Raw genomic sequence first — 20,607 nt, 5'->3', positions numbered from 1 at the left:
CCATGATTCATACCGTAACCGGAGATATCAAGAAAGAGCAGCTCGGGGTCACCATGGCGCATGAGCACTTCGCGGTCGATCTGCGCGTGGTGCGCCACGACGACTACTCGGTGCTCGAGGACATGGGGCAGGTGGAGAGGGAGCTTTTAAAGGCCCGCGCGCTCGGCTGCCGCAGCGCCGTCGAGGTCACCACCAACGACATGGGCCGGGATGTGCTGGCTCTGCGCCGCCTCTCGGAAAAAACCGGCGTGCAGATCGTCTGCTCCACCGGCTTCTACCTCAAGGAGTACCACAGCGAGTGGGTAAAGACCGCCCCGGCACAGGAGCTTTGCGCCCTCTTTCTGCGCGAGGTCAAAGAGGGGATCGGGGAGACCGGCATTCGCGCCGGGCTGATCGCCGAGGTGGCCACCTCGGAGGAGAAAATCTATCCCTCTGAGGAAAAGGTCCTTGTGGCCGCCGGGATGGCCTCGGCCGAATGCGGCTGCGCGGTGAGCACCCATTGCCAGATGGGCAGGCTCGGCCACGAGCAGATCGAGCTGTTCCTCTCGCAGGGGATGGGGGCGGATAAGGTCATCCTCGGGCACACCGATCTCAGCCATGACGCCGAATATCAAAAGAGCCTGCTTGCGCGCGGGGTGAACCTCGCCATCGACACGGTGGGGAAGCTGTCCTACCTCAGCGACGAGGCGCGCGCCGACGACCTGCTAAAGCTGCTCGAAGCGGGGTATGAGGACCACCTGCTGCTCAGCGAGGACGTTTCAAGGCGCTCCTACCTCACCGAGGAGGGCGGCCGCGGCTACACCGCGGTGCTGCAGTACTTCCTGCCCATGCTGCGTGAGCGCGGGGTGGACGAGGGGACGCTCGACAAATTACTGTGCAAAAATCCCGCCAGGATTTTGGATATCCGGCAGGGAGAGTGACGAATCGGGCGCCGGGCGGTTCCTTTGGGAGCGCTTGGCGCCCCTTCACGAAGCCCGCGCTCATGCGGGAGGATTGGGGGATCATTCCAGATGAAGACTTACCCGCTGCACTCCGTCAGTCTCGAGGAGGCCAAACAGCTTCAGTTCCGGGTCGTGGACGCCGTCACCCGCCATTTCGACGGGCGGGCGGTCCTCTCCCTCGGCGATCTCGGCGTGTCGGAGGGGCTCAACCGCCCCGTCGCCACCCACAAGGCCGAACAGGTCATCGCAGAGGTGTTCGGCGCCGAGGATGCAACCCTGGTGCGCGGGGCCGGGACCGGGGCCATCCGTTGGGGGCTGACGAGCTTTATGCATAACGGCGGAAAGCTGCTGGTGCACAAGGCGCCCATCTATCCCACCACCAAGGTCACCATCGAGACGATGAACCTGCGGCCGGTGGAGGCGGACTATAACACCCCCGGCGAGATCGCGCGGGTGCTGCGCGGGAACCCGGATATCGGGGGGGCGCTCGTGCAGGTCACCCGCCAGAAGCCGGACGACCGGTACGACCTCGGGGCGGTGATCGGGGAGATCCACGCCGCGTGCCCCGCGCTGCCGGTGCTCACCGACGACAACTACGCCGTCATGAAGATCCCGCAGATCGGGGTGCAGTGCGGGGCGAGCCTGTCGAGCTTTTCGAGCTTCAAGCTCCTCGGCCCCGAGGGGGTCGGGGTGCTGGCCGGCTCGCATGAGCTCATTGAGCGGGTGCGCGCCTGGAATTATTCGGGCGGCAGCCAGGTGCAGGGGCACGAGGCCATGGCGGTGCTGCGCGGGCTGATCTACGCGCCGGTCGCGTTGGCGATCGAGAGCGAGGTGGCCGACGAGCTGGTGCGCCGCCTGTGTGCCGGCGAGGTGGCGGGCGTGAAGGACGCCTTTTTGGCCAACGCCCAGAGCAAGGTGCTCCTGGTCGAGTTCGACGAGGAGATCGCTCAGCAGGTGCTGAAGGCCGCCGTCGGCTGCGGCGGGGCGCCACACCCGGTGGGCTCGGAGTCAAAATACGAGTTCGTGCCGATGTTCTACCGCCTCTCGGGCACCTTCCGCCAGCAGGACCCCGCGCTCGAGCGGCGGATGATCCGGATCAATCCCATGCGGGGCGGGGCGGATACCGTGATCCGCATCCTTTCTCAGGCAATCAAAGAAGCGAAAGAGGGTTGAAGCGGCGTGTTTTTAACACAAACCATCCGGCGCAATCCCGGCCTTGTTGAGGCGGCAATCCGCCTGCACGGGGAGGGGCTGCTGCCCGACACCTATCTCATCGACATGGATGCGCTGCTCGAGAACGCCAGAAAGATCAAGCAGTGCGCGGACGCCTGCGACGTCAAGCTCTATTATATGCTCAAGCAGCTCGGGCGCAATCCCGAGATCGCCCGCCGCCTGGCGGCGCTGGGCTACGAAGGGGCGGTGACGGTGGACTTCGAGGAGGCGCAAAGCTTTATCAGGGCGGGAATCCACATCGGGCATGTGGGGCACCTGGTCCAGGTACCGAAGAGCGCGCTCGAAGAAATCCTCGCCGCCCGCCCGGACTACATGACCGTCTACTCCATCGAGAAGGCCAGGGAGGCCGACGCGGCCTGCGGGCGGCTGGGGCTGCGGCAAAGGCTGCTGCTGCGGGTGCTCGATCCCGAGGATACCCTCTATTCCGGGCAGTACGGCGGGTTCTATCTGAAAGATTTGCCCGAGGCGCTGGAGGCGCTGCGCCAGCTCCAGCACGTTACAGTGGCGGGGCTGACCACCTTCCCCTGCTTCCTCTACGATGAGGAGCTGCGAAAGATCGCCCCGACCCACAACCTGCAGACCATCCACGCGGCCAAGGGGATGCTCGAGCGCGCGGGCTTTACCGTCGAGCAGATGAACATGCCCAGCGCCACCTGCTGCCAGAGCCTGCCCTCCATCGCCGCGGCCGGGGGGACCCACGGCGAGCCGGGGCACGGCCTGAGTGGCACCACCCCGCTGCATGCGGCGGCGGACCAGGAGGAAATCCCGGCCATCGTATATCTCAGCGAGGTTTCGCACAATCTTGACGGGAAGGCTTACTGCTACGGCGGCGGGCATTACCGGCGCTCGCATGTGTCCCAGGCGCTCATCGGGGGACTGCAGAGCGGCAGGATCGTCGGGGTGACCCCTCCGACCGACGAGAGCATAGACTACCACTTCGGACTGAGCGGGGAGTGCCCGGTGTCCGAGAGCGTGGTCATGGCTTTCCGCACCCAGATTTTCGTTACCCGCAGCCGGGTGGCGCTGGTGGAGGGGATTTCACGGGGGGAACCGGCGATCAGCGGAATATACACCGCGCAGGGCCAGCCCATCGGGGGCTGACCGATAGGAAAGGGGCCAGAATTTGGGCAAATTTATTATCATCGTGCTGGACGGGTTCGGCGTCGGCCAGATGGACGACGTGCCGCAGGTGCGCCCGGCCGACACCGGCGCCAATACCTGCATGCATATCTTGGAGCGCAAGCCAAAGCTCCATCTGCCCACCCTCGAGCGGTTGGGGCTGATGAACATCGCGGGCGGGGAGACGCCGGCGATGAAGCCGATCGAGGGGGCCACCTGGGGCAAGGCGAAGCTGACCCACTTTGGGGCGGACACCTTCTTCGGCCACCAGGAGATCATGGGCACCCGCCCGAAGAAGCCCTTCGGCGAGCCGATCAAAGAAAAGATCGACGTGATCGAACGCACCCTCAAGGAGGCGGGCTACCGCGTCGAGGTCTACCGGGGCGGCGGGGAGCGGCGGCTGCTCATCGTGGAAGAAGCTCTCACCGTGGCGGACAACATCGAGTGCGACCCCGGGCAGGCCTTCAACGTCACCGCCGCGCTCGACGTGCTGGACTTTGACGAGGTTTTAAAAATCGGCAAGCTGGTGCGCGCGGTCTCGGTGGTGCCGCGGGTGATCACCTTCGGCGGGCGGGGGGTGACGATAGACAACATCCTCGCCGCCATCGAGGAGAAGGAGGACGGCTACATCGGGGTAAACGCACCTCGCTCGGGGGTGTACGACAACGACTACCACTGTATCCACCTCGGCTACGGGGTGGACCCCGAGGTGCAGGTGCCCACCATACTGGGCCGGGAGGGGATACCGGTCAAGCTGCTGGGCAAGGCGGCGGACGTGATCCAGAACCCCTTTGGGGAGAGTATCTCGATCGTGGAGACCGCCCAGGTGCTGGGCCGGACCATCGAGATTGCGAAGGGGCTTCGGCACGGCTTCATCTGCTGCAACGTGCAGGAGACCGACCTGAGCGGACACCAGGAAAATGTGGAGAAGTACGCGCACATCCTCACCATTGCAGACTCCCTGCTCCCGCAGCTGATGGAGACCATGGGGGAGGACGACATCCTGGTGGTGATGGCCGACCACGGGAACGACCCGACCATCGGGCACCCGCACCACACCCGCGAGTGCGTGCCGCTAATGATCTGGGGGCCGCGCGTGCGCGCGGGGAATATTGGCACGCGCGGTACCCTCTCGGACGTGGGGGCGACGGCGGCGGACTATTTCGGCGTTTCGGCGCCGGAAAACGGGATCAGTTTTCTGCGGGAGATTACTGGCTAAAAGGCGTGGGACACTTAAGTGTCCCACGCCTTTTCAGGATATCATCAGCTGTGCGCAGCAGAGCAGAATCAAAAGAAACACGAGGTTTACTCCCGTAAAGACCAGCAGGTATTTCCCCGGGCGGGCGCCCGGCGTTTTGCAGTAGAATTTGAAGGAGATCAAACTCGCAAGGGAGGCGATAAGCGTGCCCAGCCCGCCGATGTTGGTGCCGGCGAGAAGGGCGCGGGCGTCGCCGGTAAAGGAGGAGAGCATGACCGCCGCCGGGACGTTGCTGACCACCTGGCTGATCAGCGCGCTGGCGGGGAGCTCTCGTCCCTGCAATAGGGACGAGACGAGCGCGCGCACCGCCCCGAGCTGCCCGAGGTTTCCCACGAAGATAAAGAAGCAGACGAAGGTGCAAAGCAATCCATAGTCCACCGCCCGAAAGCGCGGGCGGTCCCACAGGAGCATGCACCCCAGGACGGCCGCCAGCGCCGCCTGGTAGGGCAGCAGACGAAAGACGCCCAGCAGACAGACGAGCGCCAGCACGCCATAGAGGAGCGCCCGCCTGCGGTCTGTCACGTTCGCTTTGGCGGCAAAGGAGATTGTTAAATGCCGCTCTTTTCCCAGCAGACAGCAGGGGACCAGCAGCAGGAGGCTCAGCCCGGTCAGCGGAAGGGTCAGCGAAAAGAAATCCCCAGGCGCCATCTCATAAAAGGAGTAGAGATAGAGGTTTTGCGGGTTGCCCACCGGAGTGAGCATGCTGCCGAGATTGGCCGCCACCGTCTGCAGCACCACCACCGGGATGAGCAGCTCCTGCTGCCCCGTCAGCCCGAGCACCCCGATGGCGAAGGGCACGAAGGTGATCAGCGCCACGTCGTTTGTAATCAGCATGGAGGAGAAAAAGCAGAGCAGCACCAAAATGAGGCTCAGCGCCCGCACGCCGTTTGCGCGCAGGCAGAGCCGCTGGGAGAGCACTTCAAATACCCCGGCCGACTGCAGTCCCGCCACCACCGCCATCAGGCAGAAGAGCAGGGAGAGCACCCGAAAGTCGAGATAGCCCCAATAGGCGGGGGAGGGCGGCACAAGCAGCATGGAAAGCAAAGCCGCCGCGGCCGAAACGCAGAGCACCGGCTCGGTTTTCAGAAAACGGACGATCCTATTCATAGAGGAAGCGCACCGCGTTGTCAAACCACTGGGAGACGGTGTGCCCATGGGGGGAGAAGGGCTCGTCGGCGCTCAGATAGTTCCCCAGCGACAGCCCATGCCCGCCGCGGGGATAGAGATGCAGCTCGCAGGCGACCCCATGCCGAAGCAGCGCCTGCGCGAAGAGCAGGGAGCCCATCGGCGGGACGCACTCGTCCTCGGCGGTGTGCCAGAGGAAGGTTTCGGGCGTCCGTTCATCGACCTGCTCGTAGAGGTCCATCTGCCGCGGCAGCGCCTGGGATGGGCTTTCCCCCAGCAGGTTTTCCATCGAGGCGCGGTGGGTATACTGCGTCCCGCCCAGCACCGGGTAGCATAAAATCAGCCGGTCCGGGCGCAGGGAGGGCCCCGTCCGGCCGAGGATCTCCTTGACAAAATCCCGGTCCCAGAAGACCCCGGCGCTCGCGGCGAGGTGGCCGCCCGCCGAGAAGCCGCAGACTGCGACCCGCTCAGGATCGATGTTCCAGAGCGCGGCGTTTTGGCGGATCAGCCGCAGGGCCGCCAGCACCTCGCACAGCGCCTGGGGAAAGCGGGCGGGCGCCACCGAATACCACAGCAAAAAGGCGCAGGCCCCGGCAGCCGCGAATTTGAGGGCCACCGGCTCCCCCTCGGTTTCGCTGGTCATGGCGTAGGCCCCGCCGGGCAACACCAGCACCGCCGGGCGCAGGCGGCCGGGGTCGATCTCCTGCGACACGTCGGGGAGATACCCTTCGAGCACCGCCGCTTGTTTTGGGTCCCGGCCGGGGGTATGGGGGACGATTTCCTGTCTGATGTATTCCATGCCGTTCACTCCTTGCCGCGGCCTTCCAGCTTGTCCGAAACGCTGAACTGCACGCCGTCTTTAAAGCCCACGCGGTAGATGGACTTCACAATCTCGTCTTCCCCGGCTACCCGCTCGGTGCGCAGGTCCCGCACGCTCTCATCCACTTCGCTGCGGGGGGAGGCGATCAGCCCCCATTCCTGTTGATCCTTTTGTTGCTTGCGCAGGGAGGTGTATACCCCTGCGATGTAGCCCTTGGCATAGCTGTTTGACAAAGCGCTGAGCTCCTGTGCCGAATAGAGGGACTTGTTGCGCCGGGTGGTGTTGGCGATCCAGCCCTTGACGCAGTCCAGCGCGTAGCGAAAGACCCTTTCGCACAGCTCGATGTCGGCGGGAAAGCCGGCGAAGCAGACCTTCCGCGTCTGCATGCCGCTGCGACGCCGGGAGAAGGCGCGGCAGCAGTAATTTTCCGCGATCACTCCGGCCAGCGCCAGGGTCCAGGAATCCCGCCGTTTGCTGAACGTGACGTCGGTTTCCCGGTGGATCACCCGGCTCTGCGGGGTGAGGTCCTCCACCGAAAGCCGGTGCTGGGTCATTAGCTCCTTGGCCTTTTGCAGCGCCAGCTGGGCCTCATGCTCGTTTGGGCTTTCGGAGAGGGCGAGCAGCTTACTGATTTTATCTTTGATATCCATTGCTAAATTCCTTTACGTTGCATAGTCCCAAATCTTATTTATTCTATCACTTTTTGCTTCTTTTTTCCAGTATACAGTCGATGGAATCAAAAGAAATTATCCTGATAAAAAGAGCCAGTGCTTTTTAAGCACTGGCTCTTTGAAAGGGTTAATTAAATTCAGGCTCCGGTGTAGGGGGTACCCTTCCTCGGCTGCGGCCGGCGCACGTCGAAGGAGGGGTTGAAGGCGTAGAAGTTGTTGCTGTCCAGATTCTCCTGGGCGATACGCAGGAGTTCGCCGAAGCGCTGATAGTGCACGACTTCGCGCTCGCGCAGGAACTTGAGGACATCCCGCACGTCCGGGTCGTCGACCAGGCGCAGGAGATTTTCATAGGTGGTCCGGGCCTTCTGCTCGGCAGCCAGGTCCTCGTTGAGGTCGGTGACCGTATCGCCGGTCGACTGAAGGGTCGAAGCGCTGAAGGGGACGCCATTGGCGTCCACCGGATAAAGCCCGGTGGTATGGTCGGTGTAATAGGCAGCAAAGCTGCTGTTTTTGATCTGTTCGGGGGTGAGGTTGCGGGTGAGCTGATGGATGATCGCGCAGATCATTTCAGCGTGGCCCATCTCCTCGGTACCAATATCGGTCAGGGTACCCTTGACCTGCGCCCAGGGGGCGGAGTAGCGCTGGCTGAGATAGCGTGTCGCGGCGCCCATTTCACCATCGGGGCCGCCGAGCTGGCTGATAATCAGCTTCGCCATGTTGGGGTTGGCAGTTTTGATCTTTACCGGATACTCCAGTTTCTTTTCATAAGTCCACATACGTCACGCCTCCCAGTTGTTTTCCCAGGGCCACGGATCTTTGATCCATTCCCAGGAGTCGCCCTTGTTGTTCTCCGCCATCAGCGGGCCGTACTTGGCCTCGAATTCATCCTTGGCGGCCTTGGCCATCTCGAGATGCTTGTTATAATAATCCAGGGCCTCCTTGCAGGTGGGGTGGGTATCCAGGAAGAGCCGCGCCTCATACAGGGCGAAATCGTACACCTGTACGCGCTTGAGCATTGCGTCGCGATTATCCACGGGGCACCGCCTCCTCTCCTAAAAAGGGCTTGTCGAGCTGTCTGAAGATGGTTCCGCGGTCAAGCCCGACCTCGTTTTCGTAAAGCATGCCCCAGGTCTGCATGGGGACATAGGCCATCGCCAGCGGCACTTCGCCGTGGAAGATGTTATCCATTTTGCTTTCGTTCAAATTGATTTCTCCTTTCGCGGATTTTGTCAGCGCCTGGCCCGGGCTGCGGCTGGATCTCACGCCCGGACGGGAAGCGCATGGACCACCGCCGTACCGTGAAGGCGCGGCGGCGCTATGTTTGTCATTGCAGCGCGCCTGCTACTAGTAGTCTATGACTCCGCCGCGGGGCGGGTTCTCTTGGCGCGTGCCTGTCCGGATGGAAAGAATTTTGAAAATGGAAAGAAAGCGCGCGCTTCGTACGCTTTGAGCCTGCTCTTTGTCCGGCGCGCGGCGCAGAAAGTTTTTCACGCCGCAGGGGAGGGCTCAAGATTTTGCAAATTTGTAAACATTTCGCTAGGCGCTTGACTTTTTATGGGACAGGCGCTATGATTAATTTAGCACTCTGAATATATGAGTGCTAAATATCAATCAATCAAGAGGTGCAGCATATATGGCCGTCAAACAATTCAAGGCGGAGTCCAAACGCCTGCTGGATCTGATGATCCACTCCATCTATACCCATCGTGAAATCTTTCTGCGGGAGCTGATCTCCAACGCGAGCGACGCGATCGACAAGCTGTATTACCAGTCGCTGGGCGAGGGGAATACCGGCCTTAACCGGGACGATTTCAGGATCGATATCAAACTGGACAAGGAGGCCCGCGTTCTGACCCTGTCGGACAACGGCTGCGGCATGAGCCGGGAGGACCTGGAAAAGGACCTGGGCACCATCGCCAAAAGCGGGTCGCTCGCCTTTAAAAAGGAGAACGAGCCCAAGGAGGAGATCGACATCATCGGCCAGTTCGGCGTGGGGTTCTACTCCGCCTTCATGGTCAGCGAGCTCGTCACGGTGCGCAGCCGGGTCTTCGGCGCCGACGAGGCGTGGGAATGGAAATCGAAGGGGGCCGAGGGGTACACCATCGAGCCCTGCGAGAAGGAAACAAACGGCACCGACATCGTCCTCAAGATCAAGGAGAACACCGACGAGGACAACTACGACGAGTTCCTCGAGCCCTACCGGATCCAGGAGCTGGTGCAGCGCTACAGCGACTATATCCGCTACCCGATCAAAATGGATATGGAGCGCAGCCGCCTCATCGAGAAGCCCGAGGAGGAGACCAAAAAAGAGGATTACAAGCCGGAATACGAGACCTATGTCGAGAACGTCACCCTCAACAGCATGGTCCCGATCTGGAAGAAGAACAAAAACGAGCTCAAGAAGGAGGACTACAACTCCTTTTATAAGGATAAGTTCCATGACTACGAGGACCCGGCGCGGGTGATCCATTCCTCCACCGAGGGCAGCGCCACCTACAACGCCCTGCTCTTCATCCCGTCGCGCGCGCCCTACAACTACTATTCCCGCGACTACGAAAAGGGGCTGCAGCTCTACGCGAGCGGCGTGCTGATCATGGACAAGTGCGCCGACCTGCTGCCCGACTGCTTCAGCTTTGTGCGGGGCCTGGTTGATTCGCAGGATCTGAGCCTCAACATCTCGCGCGAGATGCTCCAGCATGACCGGCAGCTCAAGATCATTGCTTCGAGATTGGAAAAGAAGATCAAGTCCGAGCTGCTGTCCATGCTCCAAAACGAGCGGGAGGAATACGAGAAGTTCTGGAAGAACTTCGGTCTTCAGATCAAATACGGGGTCTACGGCGACTACGGCGCGCACAAGGAGCTGCTGCAGGACCTCTTGATGTTCTATTCCTCCGCCGAAGGGAAGCTCTCCACCATCCCCGAGTACATCGGCCGGATGAAGGAGGAGCAGAAGTACATCTACTACGCCTGCGGCGAGACCGTCGAGCGGATCGCCGCCCTGCCGCAGATCGAGCTGCTCAAGGAAAAGGGCTACGAGATCCTCTATTTGACCGACGACGTGGACGAGTTCGCGCTCACCATGCTGCACGAGTATGACGGCAAGGAGTTTAAGTCCGCCTCCTCGGGCGATCTGGACCTGCAAAGCGAGGAGGAGAAGGAGCAGGCGAAGGAGCAGAGCGAGGAAAACAAGGACCTGCTCACTGCCGTCAAGGAGGCGCTGGGCGGCAAGGTCAGCGAGGTGCGCCTGTCCTCCCGGCTCAAAACCCATCCGGTCTGCCTGAGCAGCGAGGGGATGCTCTCGCTGGAGATGGAAAAGGTGCTGAGCTCGATGCCGGGCGGCGGCGAGGGGATGAAGGCCCAGCGGGTGCTGGAGCTCAACCCCTCCCACCCGGTGTTTGCGGCCCTCAAGGAGCTGTATGCCGCCGATCGGGAGAAGCTGGGCAGCTACGCGAGGCTGCTCTACGGCCAGGCGCTGCTCATCGAGGGGCTGTCCCTCGAGGACCCGGTCGCCTTCTCTAACGAAATCTGCAAGCTGATGGAAAAATAGCGGTAAATATAACGGGGGCCCGGCAGCTGATACTGCCGGGCCCCCTTGTTGTTTTATCTTCGGCACCCGCCGGTGCCGGGGTTTTGCTTCTCCTTGCCGCCGTCCCCGGCGGCCTCCTTGGCATCGCCGCCGTACCGCTCCTGCAGGCCGGACAGCAGGTAGAACACCTTGCCGCTCGGCAGCCCGTCCCCGGGCGTGATCAGGAATTCGCCCCCGTCCCACTCCACCGCGAGGCTCGCGCCCCCGTTTTCCCGCAGCGCGCGCAGCACGAAGTCGGGCAGCCGGGTGTAGCCCCCGGCCCTGGCCGTGACGGTTTCGCCGTCGCCGGCCTCCCCGATCCTTTCGGCCACCCTCCGCCAGAAGCCGGTCTCGTCTTCGCTAAAGCGGCTGGAGTCCTCGTAGGGCGCGTCCCGGCTCTCCCGCCGCCGGGCCGGGGCCGGGCCCTCGACATGCAGCCAGCTCTCGCCCGCATAGGTCCCCGTCTCCACCGCCGAGGCCTCGTCTGCCCCGGCCCAGAGGCGCATCCCCTCCGAGAGCTCGATCCCGCCGTCGAGCGCCACGGCCGGTTCTCCCGGTATGACGCTCTCCACCGTCAGGCGCCCGCCGCCGCGCAGCAGCAGGCTCCCCTCGTTCGCTATGCCTGTTGCGGGGTCTTTGGACAATATGTTCCCCTGCACCCGGTTTTCCCCCTCGAGCTCCAGCGTGCTGCGCCCGATGGGGAAAGTGATGCCCCCCAACGACGCGCCCGAGAGGGAGAGCCGCCGCGCCCCCGGCTCCCAGCGCCCGGAGCCGCCGCCCGGCGTCCTGATCCCGGTGTCGACAAAACAATTGTTCAGGGTGACCGCTTTGACGCCGTCATTGTCGATGCGCACCTCGAAATCGGGCGAGAGGATTTCGACCACCGGGCCGAAGGAGTAGATCCCCGCATACTTCCCCACGGCAAAGCCCCCGGCCCCCGGCCCGATTTTCAAACTGCCGGAGGAGCCGACCCAAATTCCATTAACATTCCCCTCGGCCTCCAGGCGGCCGCCGCGCACCTCCGAGGCCCCGCGGAACGCCAGGAGGCCGTTCACTGCTGCGCCGCGCAGCGCAAGGCGGCCGCTCTCCTGCAAAAAGCCGCCGATGCAGTACAGCCCGCCGCTCTTTCCCTCGGCGGACAGGCTCCCCGTGCCGCGCACCGTGAGGTCTCCAACTGCCCACACACCCCAGTATCCCACGCCCGAGGCCGAGATGCGGCTCTCGCCCTCGAGCACCAGCGTCGTCCCCTCGGGCAGGAGGAGGCCTCGTCTGCCGTCCACCGCAAGGTCGAGGCCGTGCAGCGTCGCCGTCCTGCTGCCCGCCTCCCAAACGAGGCTCCCGCCCCGCGCGCTCAGGTAGGTCGCGTCGCTGTTTACCCGAGACAAGCTGATCCCATCCCCGTCGGGGACGGTAACGGTGTTCCCCAACCGGGGCTGCCCGCTGCCCAGGCCGGACCTGCTTTCCACCGCGCTCCCGCCCGGGGGCAGGCTGAACCCGCCCGGCACGCCCGGAGCCGCCCCAGCCGGCAGAACGCAAAGCGCCAGCGCCGCCGCCAACACGAATGCCATGATCCTGTTCTTTCCCATTTTGTCCCGTCCTCTCTGCGCAAAGGTACGCCTTTGCCAATCCCGCATTTTTGCCGCGGCCAGCCTGAAAAACAGGCTGGTTTTTCCTGTTTTTAGGGGAAATCCCGCTCTTTCTAAAGGTGTAGGTTTCTGCAACACCTGTGTTGCTTTCATTATTCCATATCCCGGCTGAAAATGCAACAAAAACCGACGGGAAAGGGCCCGGCAGCATTAGCTGCCGGGCCCTTTCCCACTTTTTATTTTTGCTCTCCAAAAATCTGCGCGCCGCAGCGGGAACAGTAATCCCACTCGCCCGCCTCGATTTTGTTCTTGGCCCCGCAGGAAGGACAGCGCAGCGTAAGGCTTTGCCTGCCCGCGCTTTTGGGCGGGGAGGGGGAGTCCGCCCTGGCCCCGGGCCGCTCCCTTGCCGGCCGGCCGCCGACCTGCTCCCGGAATTCCTCAAACTCGGCCTCGGAGACCGGAGACTCCTCGCCGTTTTCCACCTTGAAACAGGCGGTGCTGCCGTTGACCGTCTTCTGGGTATAGGTGACGCTGACGCCGTCCACCGTTCGCTCATAGGTTTTGGTGCTGCTTTGATACGCTTTTGCCTGCTCGAAATCGAGGTCCGGCGGAAGCCCGATCGCTTCCAGCGCGGCCCGGAAGCGCTCTTCACTGGTTTGCGGCGGCTCTTTGTCTTTTTTTCTTCCAAACATATCCGTTCCCCCGCTTATTCGTAAAACTGCGGCGCGCGCCGCACCGTCTGCCAGAAATCCCAGTCGTGGGGGAAGAAAACCTTTGCGCCGTATTCCTTTTGCAGCCGCCTCACCCGCTCGATCGAGGCGAGCAGCAGCTCCCGGTCATAGGGGCTGCGCGCGGGGACGGCGGGCGGGCCGTAGTTTTCGGCGGTGTAGACCGCGTCCTGGGGGAAGAGCAGCGCGCCGGAATCCAGCTGCACGAGCATACCGAGCAGCCCCGGGGTGTGCCCGGGCAGGCTCAGAAGCTCCACCCCCGGCGCGAGGGTGTAATCCCCCTCGATGAGGTGGTATTCCTTCACCGGCTGTTCGAGGTCATTTTTGATGTAGCCGCCGTGGCGCTCTGGATCGCTGACCCGGTGGGTCTCGCTCAGCGCGTGGAGGAAATCCGCCTTGGGCGCGTAGACGTCGGCGTGCGGGAAGAGGTAGATCCCGCCCAGGTGGTCGAGATGCAGGTGGGAGATCACCACCGTTTTGATCTCCCCGGGCGTGGTATTGCACAGCGCCAGCTGGCGCTCCAGCCGCTGGGAGGGCTCCTGGGTCAGCGGGAAGGCGCGCTGCATGTTCTGCGGCCAGTAGCCCTTCATCGCGTCGGGGTGGCAGCCGGTGTCGTAGAGGATTTTCCCCTGCGGATGATCGATCAGAACGGCGGGCACGGGGAGGCGGACCGTTTCCTTGGGCGCGTCCCCGCCGCGGTAGACGATCCCGCCCTTGTCCGCCAAAAGGGTGCCGGTATCGAGCAGATAGACCTTCATCATGACCATTCCTTTCATGTCCTGGTGCGGTAGAGGTAGCTGTTTTTTTCCTTGCCCACCCGCTCGACCGCCCCGGTTTGCAGCAGCACGCTCAGCGCCTTCTGGGCGGTGGGGCGGGAGAGGACGGCGACCTTGGCGAAGTCCCGGGAGGTATAGGGCTCGGGCAGGCCGGGCGGGACCATCGAAAGCCAGCTGCCGGGGGAATCGAGCAGGAGCTCCCCCCGAAGCGAGAGCGGGATGCGCTCGAAGCGGGTGCAGCCCCGCTTGCGGTCCGCGCTCCAGCCGTTTAGGAGCCGGTACTCCTCCATATCCAGAAAGAGAAGCTGAAAGCGCAGCCCCGCGCTCCCGAGCATCGGCCGCAGCTGATAGAGCTCGTAGAAGGCGTCCCACGGCGCGCCCGTTTTGGGCGAGCGGCGCTTCTCTGTCAGGGAGCCATCCTCCTCGTTTAGCCAGTAGATCCACTTGATGCGCGCGATGGGATAGACCACCGTGACCGGCCGCTCGCGCAGGAAGCGATCGAGCTTTTCGCGCAGCCGCCCGAAGCTGCGGGTCTGGATCTCCACGATTTCGTTTTCCCGGGCAATGTCCGCGACCCGCCGGCCGATTTTCACCTCGTGCAGCGTCTCGTCGGGCTCAAGATAGCATTTTAGCACGGCGTGCAGGGTCCGCTCGCCCAGCGTGCCGATCCCGCCCGTGGGGCCCCCGCCGCCTTTGCGGTCGGCGAGCACCTGCTGGCAGACGGTAAAGAAGCGCTCCTGCTGCGCCGGGGTGGGCGGCGTTACGTCGCCGGGCGGACGGGCCATGGGCAGCTCTCCTTTTATAAAAGTGGCGGATCGCCTAAAGCGAAAGGGTCAGCAGGTCAGAGAAGCGGTCGATTTTGGCAGCGTACCCCTTGGGCTGCCCGAAGCCGTAGGAGGCGAACACGAAGGGGACGCCCGCCAGCTGGCAGGCCTCGTAGTCCCCCTGGGTGTCGCCGACGTAGAAGGCCTCGCGAAGATCGTTGCGCTCGATGATCAGGCGGATATTTTCCCCCTTGGGGCGGCCGGTGTTGCCGAAGGACTCGAAGTCGGTGATGTAAGGCTCAAAGCCGTTTTTGCGCATGAACAGCTCGATGTAGCCGCCCTGGCAGTTGGAGACGATAAAGAGCCTGCGGTCCTTCGCGAGCTGCGGGATCGTCTCCTTGACGCCTTCGTAGAGAAGGCTGCCCTCGTGCTTGGGGATAAAGATTCCCTCGTAGCGCACGCAGTCCTCCATTGCGGGGAACTGCTGCTCCAGGGGCAGCTCGCAAAAGACGCTCGCCGCGATCGCGCTCATCGTCTTGCCGAATTCCTGCTTGAGCCGGTCGGATGTGATCGTCCCCCGGTAGGGGATATGGCAGTCCTTGATCGCCTGGTTCCAGGCCTTGGCCACGACGTGGGTGGTATCCCACAGGGTGCCGTCTACATCGAAGATAATTGCTTTCATACGTCAACCTCATTTATTGTTTTCTGGCGTTGCCGGGTACTATTATAACATAAGGCATAGTCTTTCCGAAACTACCATATCGGAAGTATTGAAAGCTTTGCTTTCAATACTTTGGAAAGGGCGCAGAATCACTTTTCCGTCCGAAGAAAAGACGGGCGCCCTTTGGCTATGCCGTATTGGGAATTTTTCGGTTAGACTTCTTTAAACATCGGGGTGGAGAGGTAGCGCTCGCCGGTGTCGGGCAGCAGCACCACGATCAGCTTGCCGGCGTTCTCGTCCCGCCGGGCGAGCTGGATCCCCGCCCAGACGGCCGCGCCCGAGGAGATCCCCGCGAGCACGCCCTCCTTGCGGGCGAGCGCGCGCCCGGCGGCATAGGCGTCCCCCTCCTCCACCGGGATGATCTCGTCGTAGATCTCGGTATCCAGGTTTTTCGGCACGAAGCCCGCGCCGATGCCCTGGATTCCGTGCGCTCCCGCGGTACCCTTCGAGAGGACGGGGGAGGCGGCGGGCTCGACGGCCACCACCCGTACCGCGGGATTCTGCTCCTTCAGATAACCGCCGGCTCCGCTGAGGGTGCCACCGGTGCCCACCCCGGCGACAAACACGTCCACCTTCCCCTCGGTGTCCTTCCAGATTTCCGGCCCGGTCGAGCCGCGGTGCGCCGCCGGGTTGGCGGGGTTCTCGAACTGGCCGGGGATGAACGCGCCGGGCGTGGCGGCCGCAAGCTCCTCGGCCTTGGCGATGGCGCCCTTCATCCCCTTGGCCCCCTCGGTGAGGACGATCTCGGCCCCGTAGGCGCGCAGAAGTGCTTGGCGCTCGACGCTCATCGTCTCGGGCATGGTCAGGATCACCCGGTAGCCCCGCCTCGCCGCGATGGCGGCCAGCCCCACGCCGGTGTTGCCGCTGGTGGGCTCGATGATGACCGAGCCGGGCGTTAGGGCCCCCGCGCGTTCGGCCGCCTCAATCATCGAGAGCGCGACGCGGTCCTTGGCGCTGCCGGCGGGATTTTGCGACTCCATTTTAGCCACCAGCCGCCCTTTCAGGCTATAGGCTTCCTCGAGGCGGGAAAGCTCCAGCAGCGGGGTGGAGCCGATGAGCTCGGTAATACTTTGATGAATCATTGCAATGACCTCCTTATATGAACCAATATGGACGGATATCCAAGGTTAAATCACATGGTGCGCATGCCATTTCTCACCGCGAAAGCGCAGCATGAATACCAGCCCGCGCACCCCCCACTCGAGGTTCATCGCCGCCCAGACGCCGATGATCCCAAAGCCGAGCGTGATCCCGAAGACGTAGCCCATCACCACCCGGAAGAGCCACATCGAACACATCGAGACGACCGAGGTGAACTTCGAGTCGCCCGCCGCGCGCAGGGCCGAGGGGGTGATGAAGCTCATCGACCAGAGCAGCGGCTGCCCGATTGCGGTCATGGCCACAATGGTGAAGATGGTGGGCACGATCTCGGCGGGCGGATGGAACAGGGAGACGAGCGGGTGGAAGAGCGGCAGCATGACCGAAGCCCCCAAAATAAACGAGCAGGTGGACAGCCCGATAAAGGACTTGACGAATTTGCGCGCGTCCGCCACGTCGCGCCGGCCCATGCACTGCCCGACCACCGTGACCACGGCGAGGTTCAGCGCGTTCGAGCCGATCTGGAAGAGGTTGGTCAGCGACGAGCAGATGGCGTTGATGGTCAGCGACAGGGTGCCGAGCCCTACGATGAAGGTCTGGGTGAGCAGCTTGCCGCCGTTGAAGAACATCTGCTCGGCGGCGAAGGGCAGGCCGATGAACATGATCCGGCGTTGGATGGCGGGGTCGATTTTGAGCGCATCGCGGATATGGAAGTGCAGGGTGTGGTTGTAAAGGCTCAGATAGAGCAGCGAGATCGCCATCCCGATCAGGCGTGAGGCGATCAGCGAGATCACAAGCCCGCGCACCCCCAGGTCGAGGACGGTGATGAACAGGACGTTGAGCAGCATGTAGCCGAGGTTGGTCACCAGCGAGAGCCCGAGCGAGGACTTGGTCTCGGCCACGCCGCGCAGCGCGCCGCAGCAGGCCTCGACCACCGCGATGAAGGGGTAGGAGACGCAGCTGCCGATGAGATAGACGCGCGCGTTTGCCATCACATCCTCTTCGGCCTTGCCGAAGAGGACTCCCAGCACCGGGCCGTGGAAGATGATCAGCAGCACGCTGATGACGAGCGAGAGGATTGCCACCGCCGAGATGGCCTGCGCGGCCGAGCGCACCACCATCTCCTCGTTGCCGCTGCCGCGGTACTGGGCGACCACCACCGTGCCGCCGGTGGCCACCGCGATGAAAACCTGCAGCAGGAAGATATTGAGCGAGTCCACCATGTTGACCGCGCTGACCGCCGCCACTCCGGAGGTGCTGACCATCGCGGTATTGAGCAGGGTCAGGCAGACCACGAAGGCCTGGTCCACCAGGATGGGAATGATCAGGGCGACGATGTCCCGCACCGCAATGCCCTCGCCCGAAAAATGACGCTCCAAGAATCTGCCGGCACGCGCCGGCAGGGGGGATTTGCGCACCGTCTGCAAACCGCTCACGCCTTCCAAACTTCTCTATCCATATGGATATGGTTCCCACGACAGGCCAAGACCTGATTCGGTTTTTAGTATAGCACCCGCTTAAAGTGGTTTCAACGTTTTGCACAAAATAAAATGACCGTAAGCATAGGCTGCTTGCGGTCCCAAACGTCTGGCTTTTCGCGGGAGGGTGGAGCAAACTCTTTGCTGCCTCCCAATCTTTTCCTAATTATATCCTCCTTTGGCGGAAAATGCAAGAAAAAGGTCTTTTTTTCGTCTCTTCCCCCCGGAGGGAAGACCGCGAGCAGCCTATGCTAGCGGTCTTATTAAAGGAGGAAATATGATGACGAAACGGCTGACGGCGCTCGCCATACTGGCGCTTCTGCTGGCCCTGCGCCTCCCGGCCGGGGCCGTGGGGGAAAGCGAGTATATCATCCTGCCGGTGAGCGCCCATGACGAGGCCATCGACGGCTTTGCCGTGTCCGCCTCGGGCGGCGGGCGGACCATCGCGGCGGATGCTGCAAAGACGGAAACCGATGGGTGGCAGTATACCTATTACCTGCCCTTTGAGAACCCGCCGCAGGAGGACACCGACTTCACCATTACCGTTACCTCCAAGCCGAAGGGGCTGTTTGCCGGGCTGAGAAAGGGGGCCAGCAAGACGGTCACCATGACCTACAACGCCATCAAGAGCCTGACGCTGCAAGGCCCTCACGGGGCACTGGGGAGCGGTCCGCTGTACCTCTGGAGCGACAGCGCGCCGGGGCAAAAAAACTTTGCGCTCGCCGCCCAGAAAAACCCGGGCGCCGGGACCACGGGCTCAACGGGCCACCCTTATATGACGGTGAAAAATTACACCGCCCCGGTGTCCTGGGCTTCGAGCAACGAGGCCGTCTGCACGGTGGACGACAGCGGTTTGATCACGGCGGTGGGGCAGGGGACGGCCACCGTTACGGCGAGCGTCTATGGCGGGAAGGTGGCCGCCGCGGCTACTGTGGCGGTGGACGCCTGCCCACCGGACGACAGCGGGAACCCCATCGCGCCGGATAAGCTCGGGCAGACGGTAAGCTGGGCGGGGCGCAGCTGGTGGATGGTCGACACAGACGGCGCCGCGTACGGCGGGGAGCCAGGATCGGTGGTGCTGCTGGCCAACTTCAACGCGGCAAGCAGTATGTTCGGCGGCGACAACGCCTACAGCACGAGCGCGGTGCGCGCGAGCTGCCAGGAGTTCGCGGCAAGCCTGGGACCGTCTTGGCAGCAAAAGCTGTCCGCGCACAAGTATGTGGAGGACCTCGCTTGGCTGCCGAGCTTCTACGAAATCTATGGCTATCTCGCGGGTGTGCCGGACAGCTACCCCGAAACCAGGCAGTTCTGCCACTTTGCCGACAGCGGAGTGACGGCCAGTACCCCCTCCTTTTATACGCCGGTAGCTGTGGCGTATGCCAATGCCGGTTCCCGCGCGTGGCTGCGCTCCCCGGACTCGAGCCTTCCAGTCGCCCCGGTTTATGCCTGTACCGTCCTGCTCCCGTCGGGGGGCGTTACCAGCATGGGGCCGGTCGGCACCTCCTATTCGGTGCGCCCCGCGATCATCCTCAATCCGTAAAATCCTGGTCCTGTCCGGCGGACGGCTTGTTTCTGCGGGTTGTGCGGGGTGGTAAGAGTACAATATAGAACAATTTAGAAAATAGACACAAAAACTTGCGGATTTCTCTTGACAAAAGCGCTAGCGGAGTATATTCTATAGCCAGAACGGTTTAGCATGTTGTAACACAACATAATACAAGTAAACAGGAGGAATTTGAAATGACTCAGGAACATCTCAACCAGGTCGCCGCTGCGGTAAACGCGGTTAAGGCGAAGGGCAAAATCAACCACTTCTATCTGATCGCCTGCGGCGGTTCCAAGGCCTTCTTCGGCCCGGCCCAGTACATATTCGACATGGAGACCGAGATCCCCGCGACCATCTATTCTTCCAACGAGTTCGTGCATCGTATGCCGAAGGCGCTGGGCAAGGATTCCGTCGTGCTGACCTGCTCGCACAGCGGCAACACCCCCGAGACTGTGAAGGCCTGCGAGCTGGCCCGCGAGAAGGGCGCCACCACCATCGCGTTCTCCCACCTGGTCGATTCCCCGCTGTGGAAGGCCGGCGAGTTCGACGTGCACTACAACACCAAGGACGAGGCGGACGACTCCAACGGCCGCGACGCCATGCTCTATGCGGTTGTGTTCGGCATTCTGAACGCCATCCAGCCCAATGAGAAATACGAGCGCGCCATCAAGTGTGTAGACAACCTCCCGAAGCTGTTCGCCGCCAACAAGGAGAAATACGCCGCGCGCGCCCAGGAGTTCGGTGAGAAGTATAAGAGAGCCACCATCCTCTACACCATGGCCAGCGGCGCCAACTACGATGTCGCTTATTCCTTCGCCATCTGCCTGATGATGGAGATGCAGTGGATCAATTCCTCCGCGATCCATTCCGGCGAGTACTTCCACGGCCCGTTCGAGATCACCGATTATGACGTTCCGTTCATCATCATCAAGGGCCTCGACGAGTGCCGCCCGCTCGATGAGAGAGCGCATGCCTTCTGCAAGAAGTTCAGCAAGGAGATCACCCTCATCGACGCCGAGGAGTTCGACATGGACGGCGTCTGCGACGATCTGAAGGGCTACTTCTGCCCGCTGGTTGCCGGCGTTGTGCTGCGCGACTATGCCGACACCCTGGCCGATCACAGAGGCCATCCGATGAGCGTGCGCCGCTATATGTGGAGAATGGAGTACTAATCCATA

20 protein-coding genes are annotated in these 20,607 nt (G+C 62.6%); 7 read left to right on the top strand and 13 right to left on the bottom strand.

Going from position 1 to position 20,607, the window contains the following annotated elements:
- Positions 1 to 2: 2 nt before the first annotated feature.
- From B5477_RS10235 to B5477_RS10220, 4 genes are all read left to right on the top strand, one after another.
- Positions 3 to 920 (top strand): phosphotriesterase family protein, encoded by a 918-nt coding sequence (locus B5477_RS10235; RefSeq protein ID WP_079699595.1) that lies wholly within the window; start codon positions 3 to 5, stop codon positions 918 to 920.
- Positions 921 to 1,010: 90 nt separating this feature from the next.
- The gene (locus tag B5477_RS10230; RefSeq protein WP_079699594.1) at positions 1,011 to 2,114 is read left to right on the top strand and encodes an aminotransferase class V-fold PLP-dependent enzyme; all 1,104 of its coding nucleotides are present in this window, start codon (positions 1,011 to 1,013) and stop codon (positions 2,112 to 2,114) included.
- A 6-nt stretch (positions 2,115 to 2,120) separates the two neighbouring features.
- Complete coding sequence (locus B5477_RS10225) at positions 2,121 to 3,275, top strand: alanine racemase (RefSeq protein ID WP_079699593.1); 1,155 nt, start codon at positions 2,121 to 2,123, stop codon at positions 3,273 to 3,275.
- A 22-nt stretch (positions 3,276 to 3,297) separates the two neighbouring features.
- Positions 3,298 to 4,512, top strand: coding sequence for a phosphopentomutase (locus B5477_RS10220; protein ID WP_079699592.1), 1,215 nt, complete (start codon positions 3,298 to 3,300; stop codon positions 4,510 to 4,512).
- A gap of 33 nt (positions 4,513 to 4,545) precedes the next feature.
- Here B5477_RS10220 and B5477_RS10215 read toward each other — a convergent pair whose 3' ends face one another.
- From B5477_RS10215 to B5477_RS10190, 6 genes are all read right to left on the bottom strand, one after another.
- Positions 4,546 to 5,658 (bottom strand): SLC13 family permease, encoded by a 1,113-nt coding sequence (locus B5477_RS10215; protein ID WP_079699591.1) that lies wholly within the window; start codon positions 5,656 to 5,658, stop codon positions 4,546 to 4,548.
- Positions 5,651 to 6,475, bottom strand: coding sequence for an alpha/beta hydrolase (locus B5477_RS10210; RefSeq protein WP_143533586.1), 825 nt, complete (start codon positions 6,473 to 6,475; stop codon positions 5,651 to 5,653). Before B5477_RS10210 ends, B5477_RS10215 begins: the two co-directional genes overlap by 8 nt.
- A gap of 5 nt (positions 6,476 to 6,480) precedes the next feature.
- Positions 6,481 to 7,146 carry a DUF2786 domain-containing protein gene (locus B5477_RS10205; protein ID WP_079699589.1) on the bottom strand — a complete coding sequence of 222 codons (666 nt, stop codon included), beginning with the start codon at positions 7,144 to 7,146 and terminating at the stop codon, positions 6,481 to 6,483.
- A 158-nt stretch (positions 7,147 to 7,304) separates the two neighbouring features.
- Positions 7,305 to 7,943 (bottom strand): manganese catalase family protein, encoded by a 639-nt coding sequence (locus tag B5477_RS10200; RefSeq protein WP_079699588.1) that lies wholly within the window; start codon positions 7,941 to 7,943, stop codon positions 7,305 to 7,307.
- A gap of 3 nt (positions 7,944 to 7,946) precedes the next feature.
- On the bottom strand, positions 7,947 to 8,201 hold the full coding sequence (locus B5477_RS10195; protein WP_132084398.1) for a spore coat protein CotJB: 255 nt from the start codon (positions 8,199 to 8,201) through the stop codon (positions 7,947 to 7,949).
- Positions 8,194 to 8,370 (bottom strand): spore coat associated protein CotJA, encoded by a 177-nt coding sequence (locus B5477_RS10190; RefSeq protein WP_242942183.1) that lies wholly within the window; start codon positions 8,368 to 8,370, stop codon positions 8,194 to 8,196. The genes B5477_RS10195 and B5477_RS10190 overlap by 8 nt, the downstream gene beginning before the upstream one ends.
- Before the next feature lie 430 nt (positions 8,371 to 8,800).
- Between B5477_RS10190 and htpG the strand changes: the two genes are divergently transcribed.
- Positions 8,801 to 10,714: a molecular chaperone HtpG gene (htpG, locus tag B5477_RS10180; protein WP_079699585.1), complete on the top strand. Its 1,914-nt coding sequence runs from the start codon at positions 8,801 to 8,803 to the stop codon at positions 10,712 to 10,714.
- 53 nt (positions 10,715 to 10,767) lie between these two features.
- Here the strand turns inward: htpG and B5477_RS10175 are convergent, their stop codons facing one another.
- The 7 genes from B5477_RS10175 to B5477_RS10145 all read right to left on the bottom strand — a co-directional run bounded on the left by B5477_RS10175 (position 10,768) and on the right by B5477_RS10145 (position 17,784).
- A complete protein-coding gene (locus B5477_RS10175; RefSeq protein ID WP_079699584.1) occupies positions 10,768 to 12,318 on the bottom strand; it encodes a hypothetical protein in 1,551 nt (516 codons plus the stop codon).
- Positions 12,319 to 12,554: 236 nt separating this feature from the next.
- Positions 12,555 to 13,010, bottom strand: a complete 456-nt coding sequence (locus tag B5477_RS10170) for a lipocalin/fatty acid-binding family protein (RefSeq protein WP_079699583.1) — start codon at positions 13,008 to 13,010, stop codon at positions 12,555 to 12,557.
- Positions 13,011 to 13,024: 14 nt separating this feature from the next.
- Positions 13,025 to 13,804, bottom strand: a complete 780-nt coding sequence (locus B5477_RS10165; RefSeq protein WP_079700461.1) for an N-acyl homoserine lactonase family protein — start codon at positions 13,802 to 13,804, stop codon at positions 13,025 to 13,027.
- A 14-nt stretch (positions 13,805 to 13,818) separates the two neighbouring features.
- On the bottom strand, positions 13,819 to 14,607 hold the full coding sequence (locus tag B5477_RS10160; protein ID WP_242942182.1) for a DUF8091 domain-containing protein: 789 nt from the start codon (positions 14,605 to 14,607) through the stop codon (positions 13,819 to 13,821).
- A 34-nt stretch (positions 14,608 to 14,641) separates the two neighbouring features.
- Positions 14,642 to 15,268 carry an HAD family hydrolase gene (locus B5477_RS10155; protein WP_079699582.1) on the bottom strand — a complete coding sequence of 209 codons (627 nt, stop codon included), beginning with the start codon at positions 15,266 to 15,268 and terminating at the stop codon, positions 14,642 to 14,644.
- Positions 15,269 to 15,459: 191 nt separating this feature from the next.
- A complete protein-coding gene (gene cysK, locus B5477_RS10150) occupies positions 15,460 to 16,395 on the bottom strand; it encodes a cysteine synthase A (RefSeq protein WP_079699581.1) in 936 nt (311 codons plus the stop codon).
- A 39-nt stretch (positions 16,396 to 16,434) separates the two neighbouring features.
- Positions 16,435 to 17,784, bottom strand: coding sequence for an MATE family efflux transporter (locus tag B5477_RS10145; protein WP_242942181.1), 1,350 nt, complete (start codon positions 17,782 to 17,784; stop codon positions 16,435 to 16,437).
- A 379-nt stretch (positions 17,785 to 18,163) separates the two neighbouring features.
- On the opposite strand from B5477_RS10145, the gene B5477_RS15225 reads away from it, so the two are divergent.
- Together B5477_RS15225 and B5477_RS10135 are read left to right on the top strand one after the other, a co-directional pair.
- Positions 18,164 to 19,423, top strand: a complete 1,260-nt coding sequence (locus B5477_RS15225; RefSeq protein ID WP_200806047.1) for an Ig-like domain-containing protein — start codon at positions 18,164 to 18,166, stop codon at positions 19,421 to 19,423.
- A gap of 200 nt (positions 19,424 to 19,623) precedes the next feature.
- On the top strand, positions 19,624 to 20,601 hold the full coding sequence (locus tag B5477_RS10135; RefSeq protein ID WP_079699579.1) for an SIS domain-containing protein: 978 nt from the start codon (positions 19,624 to 19,626) through the stop codon (positions 20,599 to 20,601).
- Positions 20,602 to 20,607 lie beyond the last annotated feature (6 nt).

Origin of the sequence: Provencibacterium massiliense (assembly GCF_900169495.1) — a bacterium.
Lineage (GTDB): Bacteria > Bacillota > Clostridia > Oscillospirales > Ruminococcaceae > Harryflintia > Harryflintia acetispora.
This window is presented reverse-complemented; position numbering and strand designations above follow the sequence as displayed.

Excerpts from the sequence above, each read along its gene's own strand:
- B5477_RS10155 (WP_079699582.1), bottom strand. The coding sequence starts at position 15,268 with ATGAAAGCAATTATCTTCGATGTAGACGGCACCCTGTGGGATACCACC.
- B5477_RS10170 (WP_079699583.1), bottom strand. The coding sequence starts at position 13,010 with ATGTTTGGAAGAAAAAAAGACAAAGAGCCGCCGCAAACCAGTGAAGAG.
- B5477_RS10165 (WP_079700461.1), bottom strand. The coding sequence starts at position 13,804 with ATGAAGGTCTATCTGCTCGATACCGGCACCCTTTTGGCGGACAAGGGC.
- B5477_RS10205 (WP_079699589.1), bottom strand. The coding sequence starts at position 7,146 with ATGGATATCAAAGATAAAATCAGTAAGCTGCTCGCCCTCTCCGAAAGC.
- B5477_RS15225 (WP_200806047.1), top strand. The coding sequence starts at position 18,164 with ATGACGAAACGGCTGACGGCGCTCGCCATACTGGCGCTTCTGCTGGCC.
- B5477_RS10160 (WP_242942182.1), bottom strand. The coding sequence starts at position 14,607 with ATGGCCCGTCCGCCCGGCGACGTAACGCCGCCCACCCCGGCGCAGCAG.
- B5477_RS10200 (WP_079699588.1), bottom strand. The coding sequence starts at position 7,943 with ATGTGGACTTATGAAAAGAAACTGGAGTATCCGGTAAAGATCAAAACT.
- B5477_RS10175 (WP_079699584.1), bottom strand. The coding sequence starts at position 12,318 with ATGGGAAAGAACAGGATCATGGCATTCGTGTTGGCGGCGGCGCTGGCG.
- B5477_RS10215 (WP_079699591.1), bottom strand. The coding sequence starts at position 5,658 with ATGAATAGGATCGTCCGTTTTCTGAAAACCGAGCCGGTGCTCTGCGTT.
- B5477_RS10135 (WP_079699579.1), top strand. The coding sequence starts at position 19,624 with ATGACTCAGGAACATCTCAACCAGGTCGCCGCTGCGGTAAACGCGGTT.
- B5477_RS10230 (WP_079699594.1), top strand. The coding sequence starts at position 1,011 with ATGAAGACTTACCCGCTGCACTCCGTCAGTCTCGAGGAGGCCAAACAG.
- B5477_RS10235 (WP_079699595.1), top strand. The coding sequence starts at position 3 with ATGATTCATACCGTAACCGGAGATATCAAGAAAGAGCAGCTCGGGGTC.
- htpG (WP_079699585.1), top strand. The coding sequence starts at position 8,801 with ATGGCCGTCAAACAATTCAAGGCGGAGTCCAAACGCCTGCTGGATCTG.
- B5477_RS10210 (WP_143533586.1), bottom strand. The coding sequence starts at position 6,475 with ATGGAATACATCAGACAGGAAATCGTCCCCCATACCCCCGGCCGGGAC.